Genomic DNA, 21,551 nt, shown 5'->3' on the forward strand with positions numbered 1-21,551 from the left:
AACGAGAGCGTCTGAAACACGCACGTACCTCGTAGCGTTACCGTAGAGGGTCGCGACTCTACCGAGGTATCGGGGTGGCTCCCCTCAACAGCCATGTTATCATGAAATCACAGACACAGCAACAGCACCAGGACGAGTTGGCGGAAGCGGCGATCGATCTGCTCGAGCGTGCCGGAGCAAGCGAAACGTTCATCGAGTTCGTTCGGCGCTTCCCCGAGACCAACGCCTCGAGACAGGTACAAAGCTGGCTCGAGAGCGGCCTACTGGCCGACGATAACGCCGAAGCGGGGAAGCCCCACAGTGGCGGCTTCTTCTTCGACGAGCTGTGGGCCGGGAACGTCGAGGTGGCCTACGGCAGCGCCGATCTCGCGAACAAGCGGCGACTCGATGAGGTGCTGTAATGCGACTATCGGTGAAGGTGCTGGTTGGGACGATTGGGCTGATGGTCGCGGCGTGGATCTTCATGGCCCTGTACGGAGCAATCTTCGGACCTGTTCCGTACTACCATCCCCTTTCGGGAGTGGTCTTCATCTACATCATCGGCATCCCGGTCGTCATCATCACGCTCAGCTACCTGCTGCTGACGAAGGCGATTGAACACGGTATCCGACACGGAATGAGCGACAAAAACTGAGTGATATTATGCCAGAAGTAGAAAACCAACTCGAGCAACAGCAGAAGCTCGCGATGCTCGTCGAACTGTACTTTGAATCGCACAACTGCCAAGTCGTCGGCCTCGACGATCGGTCAAGAGAGTGTATCGCGGAATGGTTTGCGGAAGCCGACGACCTGTTCGGTGACAAATCGGCGCTCGTCTTCGAACTCCTGAACACGTTCTCGGAGGCGAAGCGATGAGTGTCGTTGGCTTCCGCCAGGAAAATGAGTGTCCCAAGTGTGGCTCACAGGCACTCGCTTTTCAGAGCGGCTGTGCCACCTGCATAGTGTGTGGCTGGAGCAAATGCAGCGTATGAGCTATGAGTACCAACCAAGCGACGCTAAGCGGCTACAAGGAACCGCCGGACAACGCTTGTGTGTACTTCAAACGGTGTGAAAATACCGTTCGACACAACGGCTCGATCTGTCCTGACTGCCTCGACCGGGTTCGATCGAACGGGCACGGACGAGGCACTGATTGCTGATCCTCGTATGACCAAACACGATACGGTAGAAATCGGTGTTGAACAGCTCGCAGATCACGCAGTGGCGATACTGTGGGAGATGCCGGAACGCGATCACAACGGCGAACGCCACTGGAAGACGTGGTGGGATTCCGAGTACGACGATGAGTTACTCGAGGACCCACTGAAAATTGTCCAGGGCGTCGAGAGCGCCGACGTTGACGGCTACCTGGTTACGTTCACCGGCAGCTACAGCACCGAAGTTACAGTCGGGATGATCCCGGCAGGACCGAACCACGGCTACGGACCGATCAATCCGCCGGAGCCTGTTCTCGAAGAAGTCGAGGTGTACTTTGAGTTGACGCTCGATCTGAGCGACCTCGGAACCGCTTACATCGAAATGGAACCCGACACCACGCTATGAAACAGAGCTACTACATCACTAAGGACGGCGACCTGAACCGGCGAATCAGCACTGGCGACATGAGAGAGCTGCTCGTTACTCGTGGAACCGACCCCGAGGATCTCAAGGACCCATACCTGCGGTGGCTCACTGAGGAACTATACACGCAAAAAGGCGTAATCCTCGTCTCGGTGTACGACGAAGAGATACAGCATCTTGGTGTTGCATTCCGTAGCGAACGACACGCTGAGGGCTACACGCTCGAGTTCATGGCCGAGCAGGGCTTCAAAACGACGCAGGCTGGTTCACAGTCCTACGCTTACGAGAATGGCGAGTACTACAACAACGCTTACGCCGAGTTCCGACCGGATGATAAATCACTGATAAGGTGTCATGATCATATGTCAATTTCCGTCTCATAATGTATTTGAGAAATCGAATCTTCAGAAACATAAGTGAAATCCCCTAACTCTGTTTCATTTATCACATTTCCATCAACATCTCTAGTCTTACGTACAGGATATTGTAAGAGTAAATCTTTACCATCTGGCTCAAGATCAATAACATTGATTTCGCCCCAAATTTCATCACCAGAATGTGTGATTACTGTCACTTGAGTGGGTTCTATTCGATTCTCGTCAGCAAGTTCCCAAACAGGAGGATCACGAACGTCATCATCCCCATGAATGAGTTTATAGAAAATCTTTCCAGAAACTAATCCAAGTCCCCCTGCAACAGCAACCGAAAAAATATAGATTACAGCCAACACTGGTAATTCTGTCTGTTCAAGAGTTGGTTGCCAAATATGTCCTTCAAGAAGATAAACAGCGAATACAATTAATGAAATCACAATTGTGAAGGAAATGCCGCTACCGATAACCGTATAGACGCTCTTATCAAACGAGCTATGTTCTCTCCTAATCACAGCTATCTTCTTACAAATTTTGTATGATAAAAACCCAGGGGTTAGTAGCAGTATTGCGGCGATGAGGCCGAACGATTCAACGGGGACGACCATCTTCAGTCGTCGCTATTAGACTTCTTCTCCGCCTCGCCTTGTAGCTCGCTACATGACACTTCTCGTGGATCGAAAGATGAAGTTTTCGAGACTCTCGAGTTCTGACTAATATGCTCTAGCCATTTTTCATCTTTTTTAAAGCTTTCATCACTCATCAGAACTACTTCCTCCATCGTCGCGTCGCGGATCACGATCCGATGTCTCTGAAACCCTAGATTTTCGTCTCTCTTCTCGTTTTCCTTTACGACGGTTATTCTCACTGGTGTTTTTGTCGTCGGTCATACTCTCAGGTGTCCTGCGGGGTCGTAGGACGCGCCCGTGTACGCTCCGACCCTTATCTTCGTATGCCGCGCATCAGACTTAATGATTATGAGAGGGAACTGAAAGTGAAATCTTTGAAGCTATTCACGAACTATCTTTCATAGTGTGATTGCGCCAGTGAGGTCATATATAAATTGATGTGTATGAATTATACCAGCGATCGAGAGTTCCAATAGTCTCTTCCTCACCGAGTTGTCGATTACCTGCCCAGACGAAGTCGGCATTGTGATACGACGACCAGTTCTCGATCGTCCCCATGACGCTGTTGGGATGGACCTTCCGATCGTAGTTCCAGTTCAGCACCGTCTGCACGTCAGCCTCGATAACGACGACGAAGCCGAGCAGCTCGTCAGCACGAACGATCTCGTTCTTGAAGCGGTCTCGATCCCACGTAATCGACTTGAGTAGATCGGACAGCGACTTCCGTTCAACGGCAAACACGTCCTCGTATCCTTCGACCGTGTAGTCGCCAGTATCCAGCTTCTTCGTGACCACATCGTAGCCATCGAAGCTGTACGGCTTCTTCTCTCGAGAGTCTCTGACGATCGTGTACTCACTGACTGTCATTCAAGTGCTCGGATGACGCGATTGTAGCAGGCGGCGACAACGTTTTTGCGCTCACCAAGTCCCTCGACGAAATCGACGAAGAGGGAATCGTTGTTCTCGAGTTTCCGGTACGGGTGATACATCCGACCGTCATCTCGGCAGACGTAAGCACAGACACAGACAGCGATCAGTGCTGCACTGTGCCCGAGAGCGTTCAGATTGAGCGAGTCGAAGAGTCCTCGACCTCGACGCTTCTGGTAGTTCGTTAGCTCGAGTTGGCTCGAGATGGCATCATACAGTGCGAGGTTATCGAGGCGTCGAAGTTCCGTTTTATCGGCCCAGTAGCCGTTCCAGACGCCGGAGTTGTATCCGTGGAATCGTTTGAACTTCGCTCGGTGTTCAAACGGAGCTTCCTCAGCGTGGAAGTGAGTCGCATTTTGGGTATCGGGTGAGATGATCGGTTCTTCTGCCGCTTCGTCATACTCATCGAATTGCATAGTAGATCAGAGCCGCAACAAGACAGAGAGAGCGTGCGAGCGTGCCAGAAAGACACCAACAAGTGTAACCAATAAGTGTAACTAAGAAGTGTAACCTATAGAGAACTATAGGCTGTAACCTATTGGCTGTAACTTACTACACCAATCAGTGTACCTATCTGGAGTAGCTAAGTAGAGTTCTTAGTTACAGCTATCTAGTGGGCGGAACGCCACCAGACTAGGGAATATACCTACTATGGTGAGCTTCCGCCCAACAGCAACTGACTAATCACTCTCTGTAACTCCTCAGTTACAGTGTGTGTCACTACTCAGTGGAAGTCCTCAGTTTCCACTGTTTAGTGTTTGTTCGTTCGGCTCGCTGTTCTCCCCTGTAGCTTCGCTACACAACAGCTTAAGCCTTTCCTATAAACCCTTTCTTAGTGTAGCGTATTGACTAAACAGCGAGTCGGACATTAATATGGAACAAGTTAGCACACCAGATTCGAAACACGAAAGATGGCAAGAGAAGTATAGACAGCTAGTGACAGAGTACGAAGCGATGGGTCTCTACGTTGCCGGAGTGATCGATGGCGGAAGCGCCATCACAGTCGTTGTCGGCAAGGATTCGAAGGCCCGTCTTGGATACCACATCACGCCGACGATCTCCCTACGGCGGCGGAACCCAGCCATCCTACAGGTGATCGATGAGTGGGCAACAGAGCACGGTATTCGCGGTAGCATCATCGAGAAGAACGACTCGCTCGAGTGGAAGCTACAAAGTCGTGATGACGTTCGCGAGTTCTTAGAGTTGCTCGAGCCGTACCTAATCGTCCACGATAACACGGCGCAACTCATCCTGAACGAAGTTCTGCCACGTCTCGATGAGGGAACCCATCGAACGAAAGACGGCTTCCTCGAGACGATCGAGTACGCCGATATGGTTCGAGAGGCAACCAGTGGTAGCACGCCGAAGTACAACGCAGAGTACTTCGAAGAGCTGTGGTCTGAAGAGCTTAGTAGTGGGTAGGAGTGCGATTTCTTTGATCAGAATTATATCTGAAAGCGAATCATAGCGACACGGATATGTGAATCTACAGCTCAATCTCCAAGTGGATGAAGCTAGCGAGAAGGATTTCCACATCCGAAATGAGTTACAAGCCGATTTTGGAACGGATGTGGATTTAGACGACTAGCTGTCTTCGCTAAGCCGCTCCATGGTATCTCCCTTATTGCCCAAACGAATTTGATTAGGCCCAACTGTAACAACCACACCAGCATATTTGAACTGAACCACAACATCAGAGTCTGCGCTTACCAGTGAATCCAAGGCATCAGGTTCGATAAACTCATAAATTGGTTCCATCTCTTCATGTTGGACCCCTTTGTAGTCAGCAACAGCTTGGACAACAGCGGTAGCTGTGGGTTCGTCGCTGTCAGTTTGGTATTCCATTGTGGTACATGGGCGAAATGGAGGAATCCCCCATATCCCCCGAGTGGAGGTAATGACCTGACCCATATAACGTTGCCGGATAAATCAATAAGCCAACTATTTATGTACATAAACAACATAATGTCTAAAAAAGTGCTTCTGACAATCTTGCGTTGCCCTTGGCACGATGACGAAGAAGACTGTGAAGGTGCGTGGGCGGAAAGGTACTGCGACGATGGATATCTCTATTCCAGCATCTGTAACTCGAGAGCATGATATCGAGCGTGGGGACGTGTTCGCTATTGAGACTGAGGAGGATGATAAGGGAAGGATTGTACTGAAATATACTAGAGTCTACAATGGAGACTAACTCACTCTTCTCAGTTAATTTGTACGAGACTGTTATAGGAAAATTCACATATTCATCCACCGATTGATCACCGAACGGTAAGTACATCTTCTATACTGAACGCGAGTTTCACAACCTATTCTGAATGAAGAAGCCGTATTGCCACTACTGTTAGCGATACTTCGAGATCAGTGACCGAAGATCATCGGCACACTGCTCCCGTCCACGGCCTTCGTAGTGCGCTGCAAGCTCTACGAGATCAGGGATAGGCACTGCGTTGTCTGGTGCTTCCGCCTCACCAGAGAGCGCGTCAGCAGCTTCTGAGGAGGGCTTCTGTAAGATGGCTTCGTCCGTCCATCGTTTTGGATCGAGATCGAGGTCGTGCTCATCAGAGATGTCCTCGATCGTTTCTTCGTCAACGTCTGGACCAGCGGGAATACGGACCCCGCTCGTCTCGACTTTCGCGTTCTTCGGGTGCGTATCGTCGTCGATTCTCCCGAGGTGCGTAGCAAGGCCGTGAGTGCCTTTGAAACGCTCACCACACCACTTGCAGAGCAGTAGCTCGTTGTTGAAGTCGATGCTACTCGGGTAGTTGACCGTCGTCTCTTCCTGGCCGACGACCTCGAGATTCTCCTTATCTCGTTCCCATGTGTCGGGAAGGTCCTTGTGACCGCCGTGGGCCTCATCGCCTGACCGGTAGACATGGAGATAGAGACCACGCGATCGTTTTTCGTCTTCACAGTACGGGCACTTGACGAGGTCCTCTTCGCCCGTATGTTGCTTGTAGCGCGGTTGAGAGTCTTCGCTCACAATACCTCTGTGTAACCGCTGAGCACTCATAAGTCTATCCTACAAGGAGAGACCTATGACACAGCGTATCCTATAATGCCATAAGAATCTCTTTATAGGAAATCTTTATGAGGTCTACCGCGAATACTACAGGGGTGAAGGAACGGGAGTCACGCAACTGGTGTTGCCCGTTCGGGTTCGATTCCCGACGTGGCCCTTCCGGGTTCGGAAAGCCCGGCGGTTGTCCCACCGCATACTGGCCATCAACTCTTTAACACTAGTCTCAAATTTTCTACTAGACGCCGTGAATGGCTCACGGGGGGTTCGAATCCCTCACACGGTTTCCGGGCATTGCCCGGAGTGCCATCGTCGGCACTAACCACCACCGTAGTTACCGCTCGTTTGGGTTGACTTCCACCAGTCATCCCATTTCCCTGTCTCGATTGGTTTGTAGCCAACAGCTCGGTGCAAGTCCGACTCGAGGCCTTCGGGTGATCGTCAAGAACTGAGAGAGTCTTCACCCCACCTGTATCGTCCATAAGAAAGACATAGTAAGAAAGTACTAGACATGAACTCGAAATACAGCAGCTACCAGACCGGAACCGGCAACACCAACAGCACCACCAGCAGCGGTGACGATGGATACGAACGCGATACGCAGCTCAAGTGGAAGCCGAACGCGACCTTCCGTGGCGTCCTCGACGCAGTTCACGCGGGGGACAACCAGTGGGGTCAGTCGATCGGTGTCAAATTCACGGACGGCAAGCTTGTCGATGGCGTTCTGATGGAGCGGTTGGACCGCGATACGAACGAGCCGGATGGAACGATCAAGCTCTTCGCGTGGGAGAATATGCCCGTGATCCTCGACGAGAGTCTATCGGCTGACGACGCTCCCGACGTATTCACCGAGGAGATCGTTGGAAAGACGTACCGTTACCAGCTCGTTGGCGCTCGAGTGGAGGGCGACGAAGGGGCAGGTATCGAATCCGATCCCGCCGAGCCGATCGACTTCGGGGACTTCATCGTGTGGGAAGACGGCGGCAAGAAGCCGTCCTCGACTGCGAAGGTCCTCGCTCAGATGCTCACGACGCCAGGACGAGACGTAATCGTGGACAAGAACGACATCAACAACTGGCTCGATGTGCAGAACGTGGAGTTACGCGAGGACCTGATCGGTCGTGAGGTGGACGTGTTCAAGGTCGTCAAACAGGGTGACAAGCACAAGTTCCACAGCCCCGTCGTGATCGATGTGAAAACCGGAAAGCAGGTCATGATCGGAAACGGTGGCGGCAGCTCGTCGGCGGCGGAAGGCGGCCAACAGTCGGCGTCTCGCAGTCCTGCACCTGAAGAGTCTCCCGCTTCCGCCACTCCTGAGTCGGATACAAGCGGTGCTCCCTCTTCGGAGATCCCCGAACCCGTGTCCGACTTTGTGGAGTTCTGTCGCGATTTCGGGCTAACTGATGAGAGCCAGATTCTCGAGAACCTAAACGACATGGCTGAAGAGGCAGACAACTCCCTGACCCCTGAAATGGTCGAAGAAGTCGGCACTGACGCGATCGTCGAGGCGATCGTCAACTAAGCAGGTCCACCACCATCATGAAACTCAAAGAGCACACCGTTAGCTACAGTCGTCGCGTGCAACTCGAGCGCTTCGAGCCGATCGAGGTCAGCGAGAGCGTGACCGTTGATCTCGAGGAAGGCGACGATCTGGAAGAGGTTTCGTCAGAACTCGACGATCTCGTTCGAGAGAACGTTGAGCGCCGCGTTCTGAAGCGCGTCCTCTCGAAGAAGATGGAAGACGACGACGAAGAGTAGACGACCGTTTTCCGTAGTCCTGGGGCGGCTGCCAGTTTGAAAGATGCATGAAACGAGTAGCATCGGCTCCGTGACGACGGAAATCCACCATCACAGAATGTCCGAACTACACACCCACGAAGAAACGCCTGAACTGTACGATGTACTCCGTGCAGCGCAAGATGCTGGTCTGGTAGGCGAAGAAGAGACTGCGCTCACGGTGTTCACTGCCATGATCCGTGGCGGCCTGGTTATCATGCTTGGTCCGTCACGGGTTGGGAAAACGTTCACAGTACAGTGCATGAGCAAGCCGATCCCTGAGAACGACATTTACGAGATGAGTACGACTCTCTCACCGACCGCTCTCTACTACGCTGCTGATGAGATCAACAAATGCCGGGTTCACGTCTATCAGGACCTGGCGAGCTTACCAGAGCACGTCGAAGCGGTCCTGAAAGCGACTGCGGAGGGTCTTCCGGCCAGCAGGGAGATTACCGACGTTACCTCCGGTGAGACGATCCGTATGACGATCGACCCACCAGACTGTATCATCGTCGGGATCGCAAGTGACAACGAAAGCGTTGACATCAACGACTTCCCCGAGCTGCGAAACCGGGGACTGATCGTGAGCAACGACGCTTCGCAGGAACAGACCGAGCGTATCCTTGACCGGCAGGCCGACGAGATGAGCGGCCTGTACGAACGGCAACTCACCGATGAACAACTCGAGTGGATTCAGGAGTATATCGGCTCGATCCCTGTGAGCCGCTACGCTCGAGAGGATTCACTGGGGTCCATCGAGAATATCCCCGGTGGCCGACCGCTACGCGAACAGGACCCGGTTCCGACGCATTTCACTGAGGCACGGGACGACTACAAGCGGCTGAACAAGTTCATCGAGAGCGTCTGTCTGTTCCACTACCAGGATCGTATGGAGATCATCCACGATGGCGCGCCGACGCTGCTCGTGACGCCGATCGACGTCTGGTACGGAATGAAGGTATTCGGTGAACAGATGATTATGTCGGCGCTGAACCTGCGCGAGATCGATCTCGTGATCCTCGAGTTACTTCGCGAGGAGGCGACCGCGATGACCGTCTCGAAGATCCAGGCCGAGGTTCGCCAACGTGGACAGGGATACAATATCACCGATCGGGACGTTCACTCATCGCTCAAGTCGATGAAGACGAAGGCCTACGTCGATGTGAACCAGGCGGATAACCCGCAAACGTGGTACGCGACAGGATTCGCCTCTGTCGTCGATCACCCTGCGGGGATCGATTACACGAAGCTCGTCGATCGCACCGAAGAGATCGCCCACGAGGTCCTCGAGCCTGAAATCGCAGAAGAGTATATCGAGCGCTACTGTCGCGGTGAAGGCTTGATCGCAACTGATCCGATCACGGGTGAGCAGGTCAACATCACCGAGGATACGAGCTTCCAAGAAGCGCTCGATGAGGCCGAAGAAGAAATCGAAGATGTCCTCAACACGCCACTGTGGGGCACAGATGAGAGCGCTGACGAGTCGGAAGGCAACGAGGACGAAGAAGTAGAAATTCCTGTCGGTGACTTCGGAACCGTCGAGGGAAGCGAAGCGGGGCAGGGGACGTTGATGTGAAGTGGTGCGAATACTGCCAGCGGCAAGTACTCGTGAAACGGAAGAAGACGGCGAAGTTCCGCGACGACGAGTTCCGTTGTGGCAACTGTCACAGATTGATAGAATGAATGACCGCAGAGATCGCATCGGCAATCGCCGTATGGTGTCCGAGTTATCCACGTCGAGTGACGGCCCACCAGCACTGGGCAACCTCGCCGCTCGAGGTTGGCAAGCGGATCAAGGCGGTTGATGGAACCGACGTTGCACCGTTCGTGAGTGTCTACAGCTTCCCGAACGGTCACACGCAGGAGGGCGGCGTTCCGGCCATTGATACGCTGTTCATCGACTTCGATATTCCAAGCGGTGGCGAATATCGGAGTACGAACCCCGATCCGCAAGCGTGGTATCGGGACATGAGCGCGTTATTGACTCGAGTCCGTGAGGTGTGCCGGCTCCTCGTTCGCGAGGGGTTGGATCACCATTATCGGGCAGCGCTTTCGGGTCACAAGGGCGTTCACCTCTACCTGGACTTCCCGACGATCGATCCTGATGAGGGGACGCCAGGGCAGTTCAAGAACGGGATGAGGCAGTACGCTGACGAGTTGATCTCTTATCTCGAATCGCAGACGTACCTTGATCTCGAGGCTTGGGTTGACGTTGACAGCAGTGACTTGGCCCGGTTGTGCCGCCTTCCGAACACGAGACATAGTGGGGCGTCGGTGGCCTTCGATGAAGATCGGTACTGTGTACCTGTATCGATCAGAGAGCTTGCCAATATCACGCCCAACGAGTATGCGAAGCTCACTCGCTCACCTCGTCCTGTGCCGAAAGAGTGCCGTCGAAACCCGAGTCATCGGGCGCATGACGTACTCACACAGTACATCCGCGACGCTACCGGCGGCCACTATCGAGGAGCCAGCCGGTTCGACCCGAAAGCGCTCGAGCGCTACGAGGACGAGCAGAACGAGGATCTCACACTCGAGGATGTACCGTTCCTGATGAGCAGGAAGCCGTGTATTGGTGCGTTTCGCGAGCGCGCAGATATGTTTGCACACGGCGCTGCGAGTCACGCAATGGAGTTGAACGTAATCGCACACCTCGTTGAAGAGCGCGTTCCGATCGACGTGATCGTGGAGTTCTTCAGCGATGCACCGGAGTTCAACGAGGAGTTCACTCGTCACCAGATCGAGAAGGTAATCGCTCACCAGCTCAATCCGTATCGCTGCGATACGATTTGGGCACAAGCGGAGATGTTCTGCCTCGGCCCTGACGAGTGTGACCTCTATAGTCGGTACACAGGGACAGAAGCCACCCATTGAGGTGGCGCGATCTATCCCTCCTACTGCTACACCTACACCTAACCCTACATGAGCTACAACTTCACGCCTGCACAGAGAACCGTCTACGAACAGCTCCCCGCAACTGTCGCAGAAGTAGCGAAAGCACTGGAAATCACGGAGTCCACAGTACGCGATCACCTGAGCGCGATCGATGAAGAGGTTCCCCTCGTCAACCGTGACGGCGTTCGGTATCCAGCTACCGAGCTTCGAACGCTCGAGTCTCATCCATCGAACTACAACGAGCGATCGAACCGCAACACCAAATCGAGCCAGACGAAGGCTGCAAATCAGCACCTCGCGGATCTCAACGATCGACTCGCCCACCTGCTCGATACGAGTGCTCCCGCCGTTGCTGACGGTGGCCTTGCTTACGATCCGTCGAACGAGGACGTGGTGATCCACCGCTCGGATGATCACATCGGCGCGGAGGTCTACGACGAGTTCGGGAACCTCGTGTTCAACAAGGACATTGCCGCCGAGCGGATTCGTAGTGTGACCGATTCCGTGATGGATCTGATCGACCGCGAGGAGAAGGCCGATCGACAGTTCGATACCGCCCATCTGTTACTTGGCGGTGACACCGTGACCGGCGAGAACATCTTCTCCCACCAGCCTCACGAGATTGACCTCACGATTGACGAGCAGATCGATCTCGCCTGTGAGCTATACATGGAGCAGATTCATCACCTGGCCACCCGGTTCGACACCGTTCAGGTAGTCTGTCAGGCTGGTAATCACGGCGAGCTGCGAGCGAACGGGATGAGCCAGGAGGCGAACGCCGACCGGATTGTCTACATGATGCTCGATCGGATGGTGCGGATGAGCGACCTCGAGAACGTCACGTTCATCCGATCTGGTGCGACGGCGTTCATCAACTTCGAGATGCGAAACGGCCTCCACCGAGGCCACTTACGCCACGGTCAGAACTGTCTCTCTCACATCGGAACCTCGAGCGGGCAGAACAAGTGGCGCGGCTGGCAGATCAAGCACCAGTTCGATGTCGCCTATCGAGGGCACTACCACGAGTTCAAACTCGAGCACGTCATGAACCGCCCAGTTCTCATGTCGGGTTCGATCTGCCCGCCGTCAGACTACGAAGAGTCCCTCTCGGTGTGGAGCGAACCAGCAGCAACCGTCCACGGAGTCACTGACGAGTATCCGTTGGCCTGGTTGTACCCAGTGCAGTTCCGTGACATGGAGAACGGCTCCGAGGGTCCGACGGCTTCTGATGCGTCTCCCGGCGTTCTTCCTACGTCTGCCTAAGAATCTCGAGTAAGGAAACACTATAGGAAAGCTTACTATGTATTACAGCATTCACGCTATCGATGAGACCGGAAAAACAGACATTCTGTGCCTTCAGAATGAGGTGTCACAATGAAGGCCGAGAACGTGATGGTGAGACACGATGACGGTCTCTACCTCGCGTATTATATCGGTGATGACGCCCCGTTACTGGAAGGCATGGCGGCCACCCACGAAGGAGCAATTGGAGCACTCCTTCACGAGTGGAAGCGTTACTGGACGGTCATCGACGCTTCCGCAGAGTGTGCTGTGGTGGTCTAATGGGTGCGGATCGCCACCCGACGTCTGTTCCATCGAACTTCGACGAGATTGAAGATCGGCTACCGGAACCGGACTCATCGACTGCGGAGAAGAAACGAGACAAGCGAGCCGGTGAGCGTGGGTTGTACCACCTATGGCTCGCAGAAGAGTGTCAGGCTGCACTCGAGCCGTCGTTCATCTATATCGACGCGCTTTCCGCCACCGAAGCGACGATTCGCGGTCATGTGATCGCCATCGCATTTGGTGCAACGTGTGCCTGTCAGGTAGACGTTCGACCTGTTGAGGTCTACGTCTAAGAATAGCCGTCCGAACATCTGGCATACAACCTAACTATCACTACTATGCACGTTGACCGACGAAACACCCGAGCAGATCACTTCCGAGTAAGCGATGTTGACCTACGCAGTGACGGTAGCCCGATCATGGTGTCACTCCCTGGTGGCACTGTCGTCTCGAAGACAGTCGAATATACAACGACAATGTGTCCAGAGTGCGAAGACGAGGGTGGTAAGCATACGATCCCTGCCTGGACGGATGAGATCGGTGATGAAGTGTGTCCCGTCTGTGGGATGATCTGCAATGGGAACCGTAAGCAGATGTGGCCCGAGGATTTCAATTTCGAGTCTCGAGGCGGTTTCGAGAGTTCTGGTTTTCCGGCGTTAAACGATTCAGCGCCGCGATTCGGGCCAGATACGCCGATGGACAGTGCGGATCTCTACCCTGGCGGTGAAAGCAACGAGGCCTAAGACTCACCATGTTTGAAAGGCTTGGCTCCATGCTGAACCGTGTCGATGGCGAGGAGTTCGTTTCCCCCGCACAGGTGGCTGAAGACGTAAACACGGTACACGAGTCACTCGATCGACTGAAAGAGTGGTCGCTCGAGACGATTGAGTGGCTGGCTTCCGAACACGAACGGCTGGTCGAAGACGGTGAGACGGAATACGCTACCGAGATCGAGGATCTGATGCTCTACGTCCAGACGGTATTCCTTCGGCTCGAGTACGGCGACCAGGCGGTTCGAGCAGGGGCTGAAGAAAAGGTCGAAGAGGCCGGTGAAACAGTCGAGGATATCGTCGATGGAGGTGAGTGATGATGTGGTACTCACGGGAGACCCACTGCTACGATGATTGTGGGTTTGCTGTTGATGGCCGCGTTGTTGCGGTCCTCTCGCATTCGCCGCATCAGAGCCGCGTTACGGTTCTGGTTGAACGGGCAGAACCCACAGTGTTCAGTGGACATGGTGAAGCGGTATCCGAAGGAGTGAGCTACGAATGTGGTGCGGAGCTATCGAGTGGCGGAACCTGCACCCGTGACGTTGACGGTCCAGATGAGCTGTGCTGGCAACACGACGAGGAAGACGAAGACGAGGCCGACACATGACGTTCCCCTCGATCCCGTGGGGCGAGGTTGACACCCTGAACGTTGACTTCGATCACACGATCACGGAGCGATCTACTGACGAGTACTTGCCCCCTCGAGAGCAGTCACCGAACCCGGAAGTAGTTGACAAGCTACTCGAGGCGTACTATAGCGGAAAGACGATCATCGTCTGGACGGCCCGTCCGTGGTCCGATGCCGCCGAACTGGTTGGAATGCTCACGATGTGGGGCGTTCCGTTTCACGGCATCATGATGGCGAAGGGTGGGTCGGATATGTACTGCGACGATAAGGCAGTGCGCCCTGACGAGTTCGTCGAGCTGTAACCAGCGGTTGCCCCCAGTTTGAAATATGTCATGAAACGCGGGGCCTTCCGACACCTATGCCTGTCACAGAAGTTCACGAACCAGAGCCGACGCCAGATACGACGTGGGCGGTTTGGATTCACCCTGAAGTGGATGATAAGCCGTCGAAGTACACTGGCGTCGTTGACGTACTGAAACTCCCGAACGGGACGATCAAAATCGCACACCACGACGGAGTTGTCTCCGAACGTAGCGGAGAGGTGATCCGAATGCGGCAAGAGCACCTCGAGTGACAAGACCGAAATCACAATCATGGAACCCAAAACAGTTACCGAAATCCTCGAAGAGAGCGCTGAGACCTACGAACTCAAGAACGAAGACTACGGGAAAAGCTGGCAGAACATCGGACACATCCTCTATACGCTCGCGAATGAGCAACCAGTCGTCCTCGATTCACCCGAAGACTGGATTGCCGCAGGGCTGTTCACACGTCGTCTGGATAAGTTCGCTCGCAGCTTCAACGGGGAGTTCCTCACGACCTCGATGAACTTTGAAGCGGCAACTGACGCTGACGAGGACGAGACGGTCTATGCTGCGATGCAGGCCGAGAATAAGTACGATCGTGAGCGGAAGGCGAGAGAACCAGAGGTCGTGAACTACCACCGAGAGAAGCCTACAGAGTACAATTCGTCTGTTGGGGTCAATGATGAGTGACCTCGACGAGCTGATCCACCGCGTAGATCAACAGATTGCGGCGAACCGAACGGTACTCCAAGCAGTTCACAAGCAGAAGGTCGAGCGTGATTACCGGAATCTGACCTTCGAAAAACAGACCGGAGAGTCCCTGATATGACGTTCACTAACCGAGAGACACTCGTAGAGATCCTGTCACACGCTCGAGCGCAGCCTCGGTGCGTGATCGAGTTCACGACGAACGAAGACGGTGAGACAACGGTGGCCGACATCACGAGCCACGTCACGAAACTCGAGGAGATGGGTGGGGATGCCCGAGCAGAGTGACGTTCTCGCGGAGCTGCGAGACGAAACCGAGGACGGTGAGCTTCCGTACATCAGCAAGAGCCGCATTACGACGTACAAGACGTGTCCTCGCAAGTTCTACCTGACGTACATCAAGGGGCTTCGAACCCCGGACACGTACTACACAAAACGGGGTCGGCAGGTCCACGAAGCATATGAGCGCTACTACGAGAACGTGCTCGAGCACTACGAGGCGACGGGCGAGATTCCCGAGGATCTCACGGAAATGCTGCCGTCGGACGTTTCGTTGTGGGCGGATTGGATCGAGCTGTACATCTCGAACTTCATCTTGTTCGAGCAGGATCGGCTGGCGGAAGCGGCTACTCCAGAGGAGTACCTACCAGTTGCAGTGGAAGCGGAGGGGTGGGACTGGGAACAATCCCCACCGTGGATGGGATACGCTGACGTGATCGTGAACGCTTCGAGCGTTCCGCAAGTAGATCGTGATAGCGGCGTCGTGATCGTGGATTTCAAGACAGGGAAAACTCCCGACCCGAAGTACCGCGATGACGGAATCTTCCTCGAAGGGGAGTACTACGCCGTCTTGTTCGAAGAGCAGTTGGACGTAGCAGCCGTTGCGGGATACTTCCCGATGAACGACGATTTCGTGGTCAGCCCGCTCGATTCCGAACGGCGCGAACGCATCTACCAGTACGTCGAGGAAATGACCGCCAGTGACGACCTCGAGAACTTCCCTATCAAGGAGCAGCCACTCTGTAAGTGGAAGCCGGACGATGACTGCCAGTGCGATTTCTACAGCATCTGCCCGTCAACGTGGGGACAGCCCGGTGGACCGGGACCAACATACAGCTAACCAATGTCGGCCACATTATTCGATTACGAAAACGTCGAACCGCTCCGAGTACGCGAGATACATCCGATACAGGCGGCAGGACGCCTAATCGGATGGGCCGGGCCGAGTAATCGCGACCAGAACGTCGTCGTTTCACACCGTCACCGACACTCCTACGATGGTGGGAAGCAGGACTACTTCCGGCTCTGTGGTGGATACACCTACGACGATATTGCTCTCGAGGTCATGAAGGCTCTCGGCGCAGACCGGATCGCCGTACTGGAAGTCGATAACGATCGCGTCCTCGAGTTCGACCTCACGCAGTTCTTCAATACGACACTCACGTCGGAGACAGTCGAGAGCTTACACGCTCGAGACAACGGTGAGGTGAACAACTGCGTCCCGGTGTCGGAAGCGCTGCACACTTGGGACCTGGAAGAGTGTCACATCGAACGGGCGACGAACAAACCACTGCGGTAGTTCTCAACGATGAGCCAAGCCCAACTGATTAGCGACAGCCTTGACCCGATCCCGAAACAGCGCCTCGAGCCTGTTGACGTTATCACGACCGTCAACGGTGGGACCGATACGGCCTATGCAGCCGCACGATCCGGTGTTCTGATCGGATATGAGTCAAGCGAGACGCGACCACCGGACGAGATCCCGATCGATTTCGTAGACTGGCCGTTTCGCAAGATAGACGAGGGTTCCGCCATCGACGAGGTGTTCGAACAACACCTTGCGGTGGTGAAGCGAGAACGACCCAAGTACGCAGTTGCCCCCGATATAGACGAGCACGTTGGCTACATCGAGGCGATCCAATACGCGCTGAAACTACAGCGCTACTGTGATACAGTGATCGTGGTTCCGAAATCGGTTCATCCTCAAGATGTGCCACGACAGTTCCGGGTTGGAATGCCCTGCCAGGATCGTTTCGGTGGGACTCCGCATCCGTGGACCGAGTACGCGAACTGCAAAGAGGTGCATCTCCTCGGTGGCAACCCGGCGAAGCAAACACAGATCGGGAAGTACTACGTCCCCGTGTGCTCTCTCGATACCGCCGTTCCGATCTCGAGGGCGCGTTGGGGCAAGGTATGGACGGGAAAGAAGTTCATACGGAAGCGGAAGGGCTTCTACGGAAGCATCGAAGAGAGCTTCGCGACTCTCTGGAGAGAGTGGAATCCCGATCGCTACTCTTCGTCTCGTGAGATGCGCTGGAAGTATCCAAAGCCGCTGAGCGGCAACCCGATCTACGACAACGATCCGTTCGAGGTCGAGGACTATCTCATGGATGACGAAGAAATCCCGTTCCCTGGAAGAGCGTGGTGCTACGAGAACGATATCGAAGAGTGGCGAGAGAAGAATACCGGTCGAGGTATCGATGTGAAGCCCACGTCGTGAAATTATTGACGGGAAAAGTTATTATCTATCGAGATTTACAGAGCTTGATTACCGAGTTGGGCACGCTCGCCACTGACGGTGTTAGCGACATCTCGGCAGGTAACTATGGAATCCAATGTCTATACTCCTCGAATCAAGCGATCGGAAGTTGATCTGATCCCCCTACTTCCTGGCCTTGCCCGGATACTGAAACATGGCCTGGACGTTCCCGAGTTGAAGATACGGCACGCTCGTCTCGATGAAGACGGCAACTGGTCGATTGATGACGATATAGAGGCGTTCCTGTGGTATCCCGGTGGTCCAACCCAAACGTGTTTTTGGGAAATTACTCGGTTCAAGCAAGCTCTGGATGGATCAGAGCAGAAAACAACCGATTACTACCAGACAGAGTACTACAACGTTCCCCGCATCTTCCTCGATTACGCCGATCAGTGGATACACGAGGAGCAGCGGATGTGGTTCGTTGTTGATGTGAACAACTGGCAGCTCGAGGAGTGGCTACACGAAAATGGCGTCCTCGAGCTATCGGACGAGATTATAGCGTCAGCTAAGACACGAAATGAAACTATACGTAACGAACATAACGACGGCATGGAACGAGGACAGGGCACAACAGACGATTAAGCTACACGGACGAACACACGAGAACGACCTCGAGACGGTCGAACTGTACGGGTTCTTCCCTCATTTTTACGCTCCGGCTGATGAAGTAGCTGAGCGGCGCGACTCACTGTTCACCAACGAGAGCGTGAAGGGGATCGAAGAAGACGGCTACGAGAGCATTTTCGGAGATCCACTGGGCCGTATCGAAGTCACGTCACAGAAGGCCGTAGCGGAGGTGAAAGAGCTATTCAGCGAGACGTTCGAGGCCGACGTTCATGTAACGACACACGCGCGCGTGCAGTGGTCGCTGTTTCAGGGAGTCGAAGCTCCAGCGACCGAGTGCCACTACAGCGAGATCGAACCGTGTGAATTCGTGGCGGAACCACGCATCGTCACGTTCGACATTGAGACGGACGACCGGGGCGAGTTCCCCGAGCCGGGTGAGAAACCGATCCTCTCGATCGTGGCACACGACAGCTACTCGGACGAGTACCACGGGTTCATCGACCTCGATGGCCGTTCCGTCACCGACGCCTTTCCCGATGGAAAACCCGAGGGCCTGACCGCACTGCACTACTACGAGAACGAAGAGGGGATGCTGAACGGCTTCACGGAGTGGATGAACGCCGTCGATCCCGACGTTCTCACGGCGTGGAACATCGACTTCGACGCGCCGTATGTACTGGCTCGGATGGGAGAGATCGGGCTGAACCCGAACCGTCTGAGCCGTGAGTACTATGCCACGGTCACGCGGGGTGGCAAGGCGATCATCTCGGGTATGACGGTCTACGATATGCTCGAGGCGTACAAGTCCACGAAGCGCGGCGAGCTGCGATCGTACAAGCTCGACGACGTAGCTGAAGCCGAGTTGGGCGAGAAGAAACTCGATCACACGGGCGAGTCGATCTACGAGATGTGGCGCGACGACGCTGACAAGCTGATGCGCTACAACGCGATCGACGTTCGCCTAACTGTTGAGGTTGCGGAAGCCTCGGGCGTCCTCGATTTCAAGCAAACGCTCCGCCACGAGGTGGGCGCGGATCTCGAGGATACGAACTCGAACAGCGGTGTGATCGAGATGATGACGCGCCGCAAGCTCCACGAGCGCGGCGTGATCGGGCCGGATGCAAAGTACGTGCCCAAGGACGAGAAGTATGAGGGAGCGTTCGTCTTCGAGCCGTACACAGGTGTTGCGAAGAACGTCGTGGGAATGGATCTGGCTAGCTTGTACCCGATGACGATGGCGATGTTGAACGCTTCGCCAGAGACGGTCCTCGATCTTGGCAACCACGACGTGCCGTATTCGGTGGCCCCGAACGGTGCGAGGTTCCGCCTCGATCGGGATGGCATCTTCAAGGAGCTTGTCGATGACGCGATTGCGCTGAAAGCCGACTACAAGAAAGAGCGGAACAAGTACGAGGCAGGTACGCCTGAGTACGAAGAATACAGTGAAAAATACGACGTAAGTAAGACAATCTGCAACTCGATCTACGGCGTTACGGGGTGGGAACGGTTCTTCCTCTACGACGAGAGAGTGGCTGAAGCGGTTACAACGACCGGACAAAAGGTAATCAAGGCCACGCAGCGCTACATCAACGAAGAAACTGACGGGGAAGTGATATACGGAGACACCGATTCAAACTACCTCCGGTTCCCCAGTCATTGGACGAAAGAGCGGTGTCTCGAGGAAGCACAGGAGATTGCGGAAGCACTGAACAACGTCGTGTATCCCGATCTCGCTGAGGATCACGGTATTCCTGCTGCGGATAACCTGTGGGAGATCGAGGTCGAGGCCTACATGGAGCGGTACTTCCAAGCGGGCAAAAAGAAGCGCTATGCCTACCTCTGCACCTGGAAAGACGGCCAGGACTGCAAGCCGAAGGTGAGCATCACCGGATTTACTCGGAGCGACATTTCGATGCTCACAACGGAGCTGCAAGACGAAATCCTCGAGATGATCCTTGAGGGCGCGACCGAGATCGAACTCGGACAGCGCGTCTACGAGGCCGCCAAAGAGATCAAACCGACAGGAAGCGACCTCGAGTATCTTGGTATCCCTGGTGGGTTATCGAAGCCGATCGAGGAATACGCTTGGACGAACGGCACGCCGAAGGACCCGCATCCACGAGGGGCGTGGTTCTCGAACGAGCTGTACGGAACGAACTTCAGCGGTGGCAGCAAGCCGAAGCGGATCTACGTGCAGCCGTACCATGAAGACGGGTTCAACCACGAGATCGACGTGTTGTGCTTCGATGATCCCTCGAGCCTTCCGCCCACGGTCAAGTTGGACACGACACGAATGACGGACACGCTCATCGTCAGTCCACTCGGGACGATCCTCGACGCGGTTGATGTGGACGTTGACGCAGCGATCAAGAACCAGCTTCAGACAGGGCTGTCGGCGTTCGTATGACACTCGAGTGCGAGCGCTGCGGTGAGATAGAGAACGTTGCGCGATTCCGCCACTTCGACACGGATATGGACGAGTTCCTCTGTTGGGAGTGTCGCTGGCCAATCATCGAGCGGCGTCTCCATCCTGAACGCATCGAAGAGAGGGGAGCGACGATCAAACGAGGTCAACCAGAAGTGGTCGGGCAATCGAGCCTTGCAGACTTCGTATAGCAGTATTCAGTATTAGCATGGATTCTACCGGGAACGTAATGCGTCAAATCTAGTTCTACTGTGTGAGGAACTCGTCGGGATTCTTAGTGATGATTATCGGATGTCCGGTTTCTTCACAGAACCCCTCGTATTCGAGGAATCCCATAGCAGAGGTGAACGAATCGGGCTGTGCCGATAGTGTGTGGGTTCCATCACACATATTACAGTCTGTCGTAATTTCTTCAGGTATCTCTGCCCCATCAAGATTTTCGGGATCAGGAGAGTCTCCTGTGACTTTCCCAATATCATCCGATAGCCACTCGGAATGTGATTGTTTCACTTTGTCCCAGTCTGATCCTTCAGCAACAATATCCCATTCGCTCGTGGAGTGGTCACAGTGCAGTCCGTATGTATGACCGTCGATCTGCACTACGAATGAGATTGCCTCCTGTGTGCCCGGAAGAGGCATATTCAACATTTTCTCTACCCTGTCGATCCGAGAGTCGTTTTTCAACTCGTTAAACTCATCTTTTTCCAAAATTCGGTTAGGGATTTCGTCGGGTTGGGGTTCAGGGAGAAATGCGTCGTCAATCAGACCTTGACCTGGACAGTCATGAAGTCGAAGTTTGGACAGCGTTCGGAAGGATTCACCGCAAGCATCGCAGGTTCGATCTGCCATATAGCAAGTAG

General features: G+C 54.4%; 30 protein-coding genes. 23 read left to right on the forward strand and 7 right to left on the reverse strand.

Annotation, left to right across the window (positions count from 1 at the left end; translation table 11 throughout):
- Positions 1-101: 101 nt before the first annotated feature.
- From C495_RS03635 to C495_RS03655, 5 genes are all read left to right on the forward strand, one after another.
- On the forward strand, positions 102-401 hold the full coding sequence (locus C495_RS03635) for a hypothetical protein (RefSeq protein ID WP_008160126.1): 300 nt from the start codon (positions 102-104) through the stop codon (positions 399-401).
- Positions 401-634, forward strand: a complete 234-nt coding sequence (locus tag C495_RS03640; protein ID WP_008160129.1) for a hypothetical protein — start codon at positions 401-403, stop codon at positions 632-634. Before C495_RS03635 ends, C495_RS03640 begins: the two co-directional genes overlap by 1 nt.
- A gap of 8 nt (positions 635-642) precedes the next feature.
- Positions 643-855 carry a hypothetical protein gene (locus tag C495_RS03645; RefSeq protein ID WP_008160132.1) on the forward strand — a complete coding sequence of 71 codons (213 nt, stop codon included), beginning with the start codon at positions 643-645 and terminating at the stop codon, positions 853-855.
- Between the two features lie 291 nt (positions 856-1,146).
- Positions 1,147-1,542 (forward strand): hypothetical protein, encoded by a 396-nt coding sequence (locus C495_RS03650; RefSeq protein ID WP_152418853.1) that lies wholly within the window; start codon positions 1,147-1,149, stop codon positions 1,540-1,542.
- On the forward strand, positions 1,539-1,943 hold the full coding sequence (locus C495_RS03655) for a hypothetical protein (RefSeq protein ID WP_008160136.1): 405 nt from the start codon (positions 1,539-1,541) through the stop codon (positions 1,941-1,943). Before C495_RS03650 ends, C495_RS03655 begins: the two co-directional genes overlap by 4 nt.
- On the opposite strand, the gene C495_RS17535 is transcribed toward C495_RS03655, so the two are convergent.
- The 3 genes from C495_RS17535 to C495_RS03670 all read right to left on the reverse strand — a co-directional run bounded on the left by C495_RS17535 (position 1,919) and on the right by C495_RS03670 (position 3,903).
- Positions 1,919-2,539, reverse strand: a complete 621-nt coding sequence (locus C495_RS17535) for a DUF6338 family protein (protein WP_161605551.1) — start codon at positions 2,537-2,539, stop codon at positions 1,919-1,921. The two genes, C495_RS03655 and C495_RS17535, sit on opposite strands and share 25 nt — an antisense overlap.
- Before the next feature lie 444 nt (positions 2,540-2,983).
- Entirely contained in the window at positions 2,984-3,427 is a 444-nt protein-coding gene (locus C495_RS03665) for an ERCC4 domain-containing protein (RefSeq protein ID WP_008160138.1), read from the reverse strand.
- Positions 3,424-3,903: a hypothetical protein gene (locus C495_RS03670; protein WP_008160140.1), complete on the reverse strand. Its 480-nt coding sequence runs from the start codon at positions 3,901-3,903 to the stop codon at positions 3,424-3,426. Before C495_RS03670 ends, C495_RS03665 begins: the two co-directional genes overlap by 4 nt.
- A gap of 520 nt (positions 3,904-4,423) precedes the next feature.
- Between C495_RS03670 and C495_RS03675 the strand changes: the two genes are divergently transcribed.
- The gene (locus C495_RS03675; protein ID WP_241430581.1) at positions 4,424-4,909 is read left to right on the forward strand and encodes a hypothetical protein; all 486 of its coding nucleotides are present in this window, start codon (positions 4,424-4,426) and stop codon (positions 4,907-4,909) included.
- 162 nt (positions 4,910-5,071) lie between these two features.
- Here the strand turns inward: C495_RS03675 and C495_RS03680 are convergent, their stop codons facing one another.
- Positions 5,072-5,332: a HalOD1 output domain-containing protein gene (locus tag C495_RS03680; protein ID WP_008160142.1), complete on the reverse strand. Its 261-nt coding sequence runs from the start codon at positions 5,330-5,332 to the stop codon at positions 5,072-5,074.
- A gap of 499 nt (positions 5,333-5,831) precedes the next feature.
- A complete protein-coding gene (locus C495_RS03685) occupies positions 5,832-6,470 on the reverse strand; it encodes a hypothetical protein (RefSeq protein ID WP_008160143.1) in 639 nt (212 codons plus the stop codon).
- A 547-nt stretch (positions 6,471-7,017) separates the two neighbouring features.
- On the opposite strand from C495_RS03685, the gene C495_RS03690 reads away from it, so the two are divergent.
- The 17 genes from C495_RS03690 (at position 7,018) to C495_RS03770 (ending at position 20,673) form a co-directional block, all read left to right on the forward strand.
- A complete protein-coding gene (locus tag C495_RS03690; protein ID WP_008160144.1) occupies positions 7,018-8,028 on the forward strand; it encodes a single stranded DNA-binding domain-containing protein in 1,011 nt (336 codons plus the stop codon).
- A gap of 17 nt (positions 8,029-8,045) precedes the next feature.
- On the forward strand, positions 8,046-8,264 hold the full coding sequence (locus C495_RS03695) for a hypothetical protein (protein ID WP_008160145.1): 219 nt from the start codon (positions 8,046-8,048) through the stop codon (positions 8,262-8,264).
- A gap of 316 nt (positions 8,265-8,580) precedes the next feature.
- Positions 8,581-9,861, forward strand: a complete 1,281-nt coding sequence (locus C495_RS03700; RefSeq protein WP_241430582.1) for a hypothetical protein — start codon at positions 8,581-8,583, stop codon at positions 9,859-9,861.
- Positions 9,862-9,968: 107 nt separating this feature from the next.
- A complete protein-coding gene (locus C495_RS03705) occupies positions 9,969-11,159 on the forward strand; it encodes a hypothetical protein (RefSeq protein WP_241430583.1) in 1,191 nt (396 codons plus the stop codon).
- A 48-nt stretch (positions 11,160-11,207) separates the two neighbouring features.
- Positions 11,208-12,443, forward strand: coding sequence for a hypothetical protein (locus tag C495_RS03710; RefSeq protein WP_008160148.1), 1,236 nt, complete (start codon positions 11,208-11,210; stop codon positions 12,441-12,443).
- Positions 12,444-12,554: 111 nt separating this feature from the next.
- Positions 12,555-12,743 (forward strand): hypothetical protein, encoded by a 189-nt coding sequence (locus tag C495_RS03715; RefSeq protein ID WP_008160150.1) that lies wholly within the window; start codon positions 12,555-12,557, stop codon positions 12,741-12,743.
- The gene (locus C495_RS03720; protein WP_008160151.1) at positions 12,743-13,039 is read left to right on the forward strand and encodes a hypothetical protein; all 297 of its coding nucleotides are present in this window, start codon (positions 12,743-12,745) and stop codon (positions 13,037-13,039) included. The genes C495_RS03715 and C495_RS03720 overlap by 1 nt, the downstream gene beginning before the upstream one ends.
- Positions 13,040-13,497: 458 nt before the next feature.
- Positions 13,498-13,833, forward strand: a complete 336-nt coding sequence (locus C495_RS03730) for a hypothetical protein (RefSeq protein ID WP_152418857.1) — start codon at positions 13,498-13,500, stop codon at positions 13,831-13,833.
- A 286-nt stretch (positions 13,834-14,119) separates the two neighbouring features.
- Positions 14,120-14,446 carry a hypothetical protein gene (locus C495_RS03735; RefSeq protein ID WP_008160157.1) on the forward strand — a complete coding sequence of 109 codons (327 nt, stop codon included), beginning with the start codon at positions 14,120-14,122 and terminating at the stop codon, positions 14,444-14,446.
- Between the two features lie 56 nt (positions 14,447-14,502).
- Positions 14,503-14,718 carry a hypothetical protein gene (locus tag C495_RS03740; protein WP_008160159.1) on the forward strand — a complete coding sequence of 72 codons (216 nt, stop codon included), beginning with the start codon at positions 14,503-14,505 and terminating at the stop codon, positions 14,716-14,718.
- 19 nt (positions 14,719-14,737) lie between these two features.
- Positions 14,738-15,139, forward strand: a complete 402-nt coding sequence (locus tag C495_RS03745; RefSeq protein WP_008160161.1) for a hypothetical protein — start codon at positions 14,738-14,740, stop codon at positions 15,137-15,139.
- A 135-nt stretch (positions 15,140-15,274) separates the two neighbouring features.
- Positions 15,275-15,445, forward strand: coding sequence for a hypothetical protein (locus tag C495_RS17830; RefSeq protein WP_161605552.1), 171 nt, complete (start codon positions 15,275-15,277; stop codon positions 15,443-15,445).
- Entirely contained in the window at positions 15,429-16,277 is an 849-nt protein-coding gene (locus C495_RS03750) for a RecB family exonuclease (RefSeq protein WP_008160164.1), read from the forward strand. Before C495_RS17830 ends, C495_RS03750 begins: the two co-directional genes overlap by 17 nt.
- A 3-nt stretch (positions 16,278-16,280) precedes the next feature.
- Positions 16,281-16,736, forward strand: coding sequence for a hypothetical protein (locus C495_RS03755; RefSeq protein WP_008160166.1), 456 nt, complete (start codon positions 16,281-16,283; stop codon positions 16,734-16,736).
- A 9-nt stretch (positions 16,737-16,745) separates the two neighbouring features.
- The gene (locus C495_RS03760) at positions 16,746-17,657 is read left to right on the forward strand and encodes a DUF6610 family protein (protein ID WP_008160168.1); all 912 of its coding nucleotides are present in this window, start codon (positions 16,746-16,748) and stop codon (positions 17,655-17,657) included.
- Between the two features lie 105 nt (positions 17,658-17,762).
- The gene (locus C495_RS03765) at positions 17,763-18,281 is read left to right on the forward strand and encodes a hypothetical protein (RefSeq protein ID WP_008160170.1); all 519 of its coding nucleotides are present in this window, start codon (positions 17,763-17,765) and stop codon (positions 18,279-18,281) included.
- Complete coding sequence (locus tag C495_RS03770; RefSeq protein WP_008160172.1) at positions 18,217-20,673, forward strand: DNA-directed DNA polymerase; 2,457 nt, start codon at positions 18,217-18,219, stop codon at positions 20,671-20,673. The genes C495_RS03765 and C495_RS03770 overlap by 65 nt, the downstream gene beginning before the upstream one ends.
- Here C495_RS03770 and C495_RS17835 read toward each other — a convergent pair.
- Both C495_RS17835 and C495_RS03775 read right to left on the reverse strand, forming a co-directional pair.
- Positions 20,646-20,795 (reverse strand): hypothetical protein, encoded by a 150-nt coding sequence (locus tag C495_RS17835; RefSeq protein ID WP_161605553.1) that lies wholly within the window; start codon positions 20,793-20,795, stop codon positions 20,646-20,648. The genes C495_RS03770 and C495_RS17835 overlap by 28 nt on opposite strands.
- Positions 20,796-20,937: 142 nt before the next feature.
- Positions 20,938-21,540, reverse strand: a complete 603-nt coding sequence (locus C495_RS03775) for a hypothetical protein (RefSeq protein WP_083902444.1) — start codon at positions 21,538-21,540, stop codon at positions 20,938-20,940.
- Between the last annotated feature and the right edge of the window lie 11 nt (positions 21,541-21,551).

This window comes from Natronorubrum sulfidifaciens JCM 14089 (genome assembly GCF_000337735.1).
Classification (GTDB): Archaea; Halobacteriota; Halobacteria; order Halobacteriales; family Natrialbaceae; genus Natronorubrum; species Natronorubrum sulfidifaciens.

Coding starts and splice junctions, on each gene's coding strand:
- C495_RS03635 (WP_008160126.1), top strand. CDS start 102: ATGAAATCACAGACACAGCAACAGCACCAGGACGAGTTGGCGGAAGCG.
- C495_RS03640 (WP_008160129.1), top strand. CDS start 401: ATGCGACTATCGGTGAAGGTGCTGGTTGGGACGATTGGGCTGATGGTC.
- C495_RS03645 (WP_008160132.1), top strand. CDS start 643: ATGCCAGAAGTAGAAAACCAACTCGAGCAACAGCAGAAGCTCGCGATG.
- C495_RS03650 (WP_152418853.1), top strand. CDS start 1,147: ATGACCAAACACGATACGGTAGAAATCGGTGTTGAACAGCTCGCAGAT.
- C495_RS03655 (WP_008160136.1), top strand. CDS start 1,539: ATGAAACAGAGCTACTACATCACTAAGGACGGCGACCTGAACCGGCGA.
- C495_RS17535 (WP_161605551.1), bottom strand. CDS start 2,539: ATGGTCGTCCCCGTTGAATCGTTCGGCCTCATCGCCGCAATACTGCTA.
- C495_RS03665 (WP_008160138.1), bottom strand. CDS start 3,427: ATGACAGTCAGTGAGTACACGATCGTCAGAGACTCTCGAGAGAAGAAG.
- C495_RS03670 (WP_008160140.1), bottom strand. CDS start 3,903: ATGCAATTCGATGAGTATGACGAAGCGGCAGAAGAACCGATCATCTCA.
- C495_RS03680 (WP_008160142.1), bottom strand. CDS start 5,332: ATGGAATACCAAACTGACAGCGACGAACCCACAGCTACCGCTGTTGTC.
- C495_RS03690 (WP_008160144.1), top strand. CDS start 7,018: ATGAACTCGAAATACAGCAGCTACCAGACCGGAACCGGCAACACCAAC.
- C495_RS03695 (WP_008160145.1), top strand. CDS start 8,046: ATGAAACTCAAAGAGCACACCGTTAGCTACAGTCGTCGCGTGCAACTC.
- C495_RS03700 (WP_241430582.1), top strand. CDS start 8,581: ATGAGTACGACTCTCTCACCGACCGCTCTCTACTACGCTGCTGATGAG.
- C495_RS03705 (WP_241430583.1), top strand. CDS start 9,969: ATGACCGCAGAGATCGCATCGGCAATCGCCGTATGGTGTCCGAGTTAT.
- C495_RS03710 (WP_008160148.1), top strand. CDS start 11,208: ATGAGCTACAACTTCACGCCTGCACAGAGAACCGTCTACGAACAGCTC.
- C495_RS03715 (WP_008160150.1), top strand. CDS start 12,555: ATGAAGGCCGAGAACGTGATGGTGAGACACGATGACGGTCTCTACCTC.
- C495_RS03720 (WP_008160151.1), top strand. CDS start 12,743: ATGGGTGCGGATCGCCACCCGACGTCTGTTCCATCGAACTTCGACGAG.
- C495_RS03730 (WP_152418857.1), top strand. CDS start 13,498: ATGTTTGAAAGGCTTGGCTCCATGCTGAACCGTGTCGATGGCGAGGAG.
- C495_RS03735 (WP_008160157.1), top strand. CDS start 14,120: ATGACGTTCCCCTCGATCCCGTGGGGCGAGGTTGACACCCTGAACGTT.
- C495_RS03740 (WP_008160159.1), top strand. CDS start 14,503: ATGCCTGTCACAGAAGTTCACGAACCAGAGCCGACGCCAGATACGACG.
- C495_RS03745 (WP_008160161.1), top strand. CDS start 14,738: ATGGAACCCAAAACAGTTACCGAAATCCTCGAAGAGAGCGCTGAGACC.
- C495_RS17830 (WP_161605552.1), top strand. CDS start 15,275: ATGACGTTCACTAACCGAGAGACACTCGTAGAGATCCTGTCACACGCT.
- C495_RS03750 (WP_008160164.1), top strand. CDS start 15,429: ATGCCCGAGCAGAGTGACGTTCTCGCGGAGCTGCGAGACGAAACCGAG.
- C495_RS03755 (WP_008160166.1), top strand. CDS start 16,281: ATGTCGGCCACATTATTCGATTACGAAAACGTCGAACCGCTCCGAGTA.
- C495_RS03760 (WP_008160168.1), top strand. CDS start 16,746: ATGAGCCAAGCCCAACTGATTAGCGACAGCCTTGACCCGATCCCGAAA.
- C495_RS03765 (WP_008160170.1), top strand. CDS start 17,763: ATGGAATCCAATGTCTATACTCCTCGAATCAAGCGATCGGAAGTTGAT.
- C495_RS03770 (WP_008160172.1), top strand. CDS start 18,217: ATGAAACTATACGTAACGAACATAACGACGGCATGGAACGAGGACAGG.
- C495_RS17835 (WP_161605553.1), bottom strand. CDS start 20,795: ATGGAGACGCCGCTCGATGATTGGCCAGCGACACTCCCAACAGAGGAA.
- C495_RS03775 (WP_083902444.1), bottom strand. CDS start 21,540: ATGGCAGATCGAACCTGCGATGCTTGCGGTGAATCCTTCCGAACGCTG.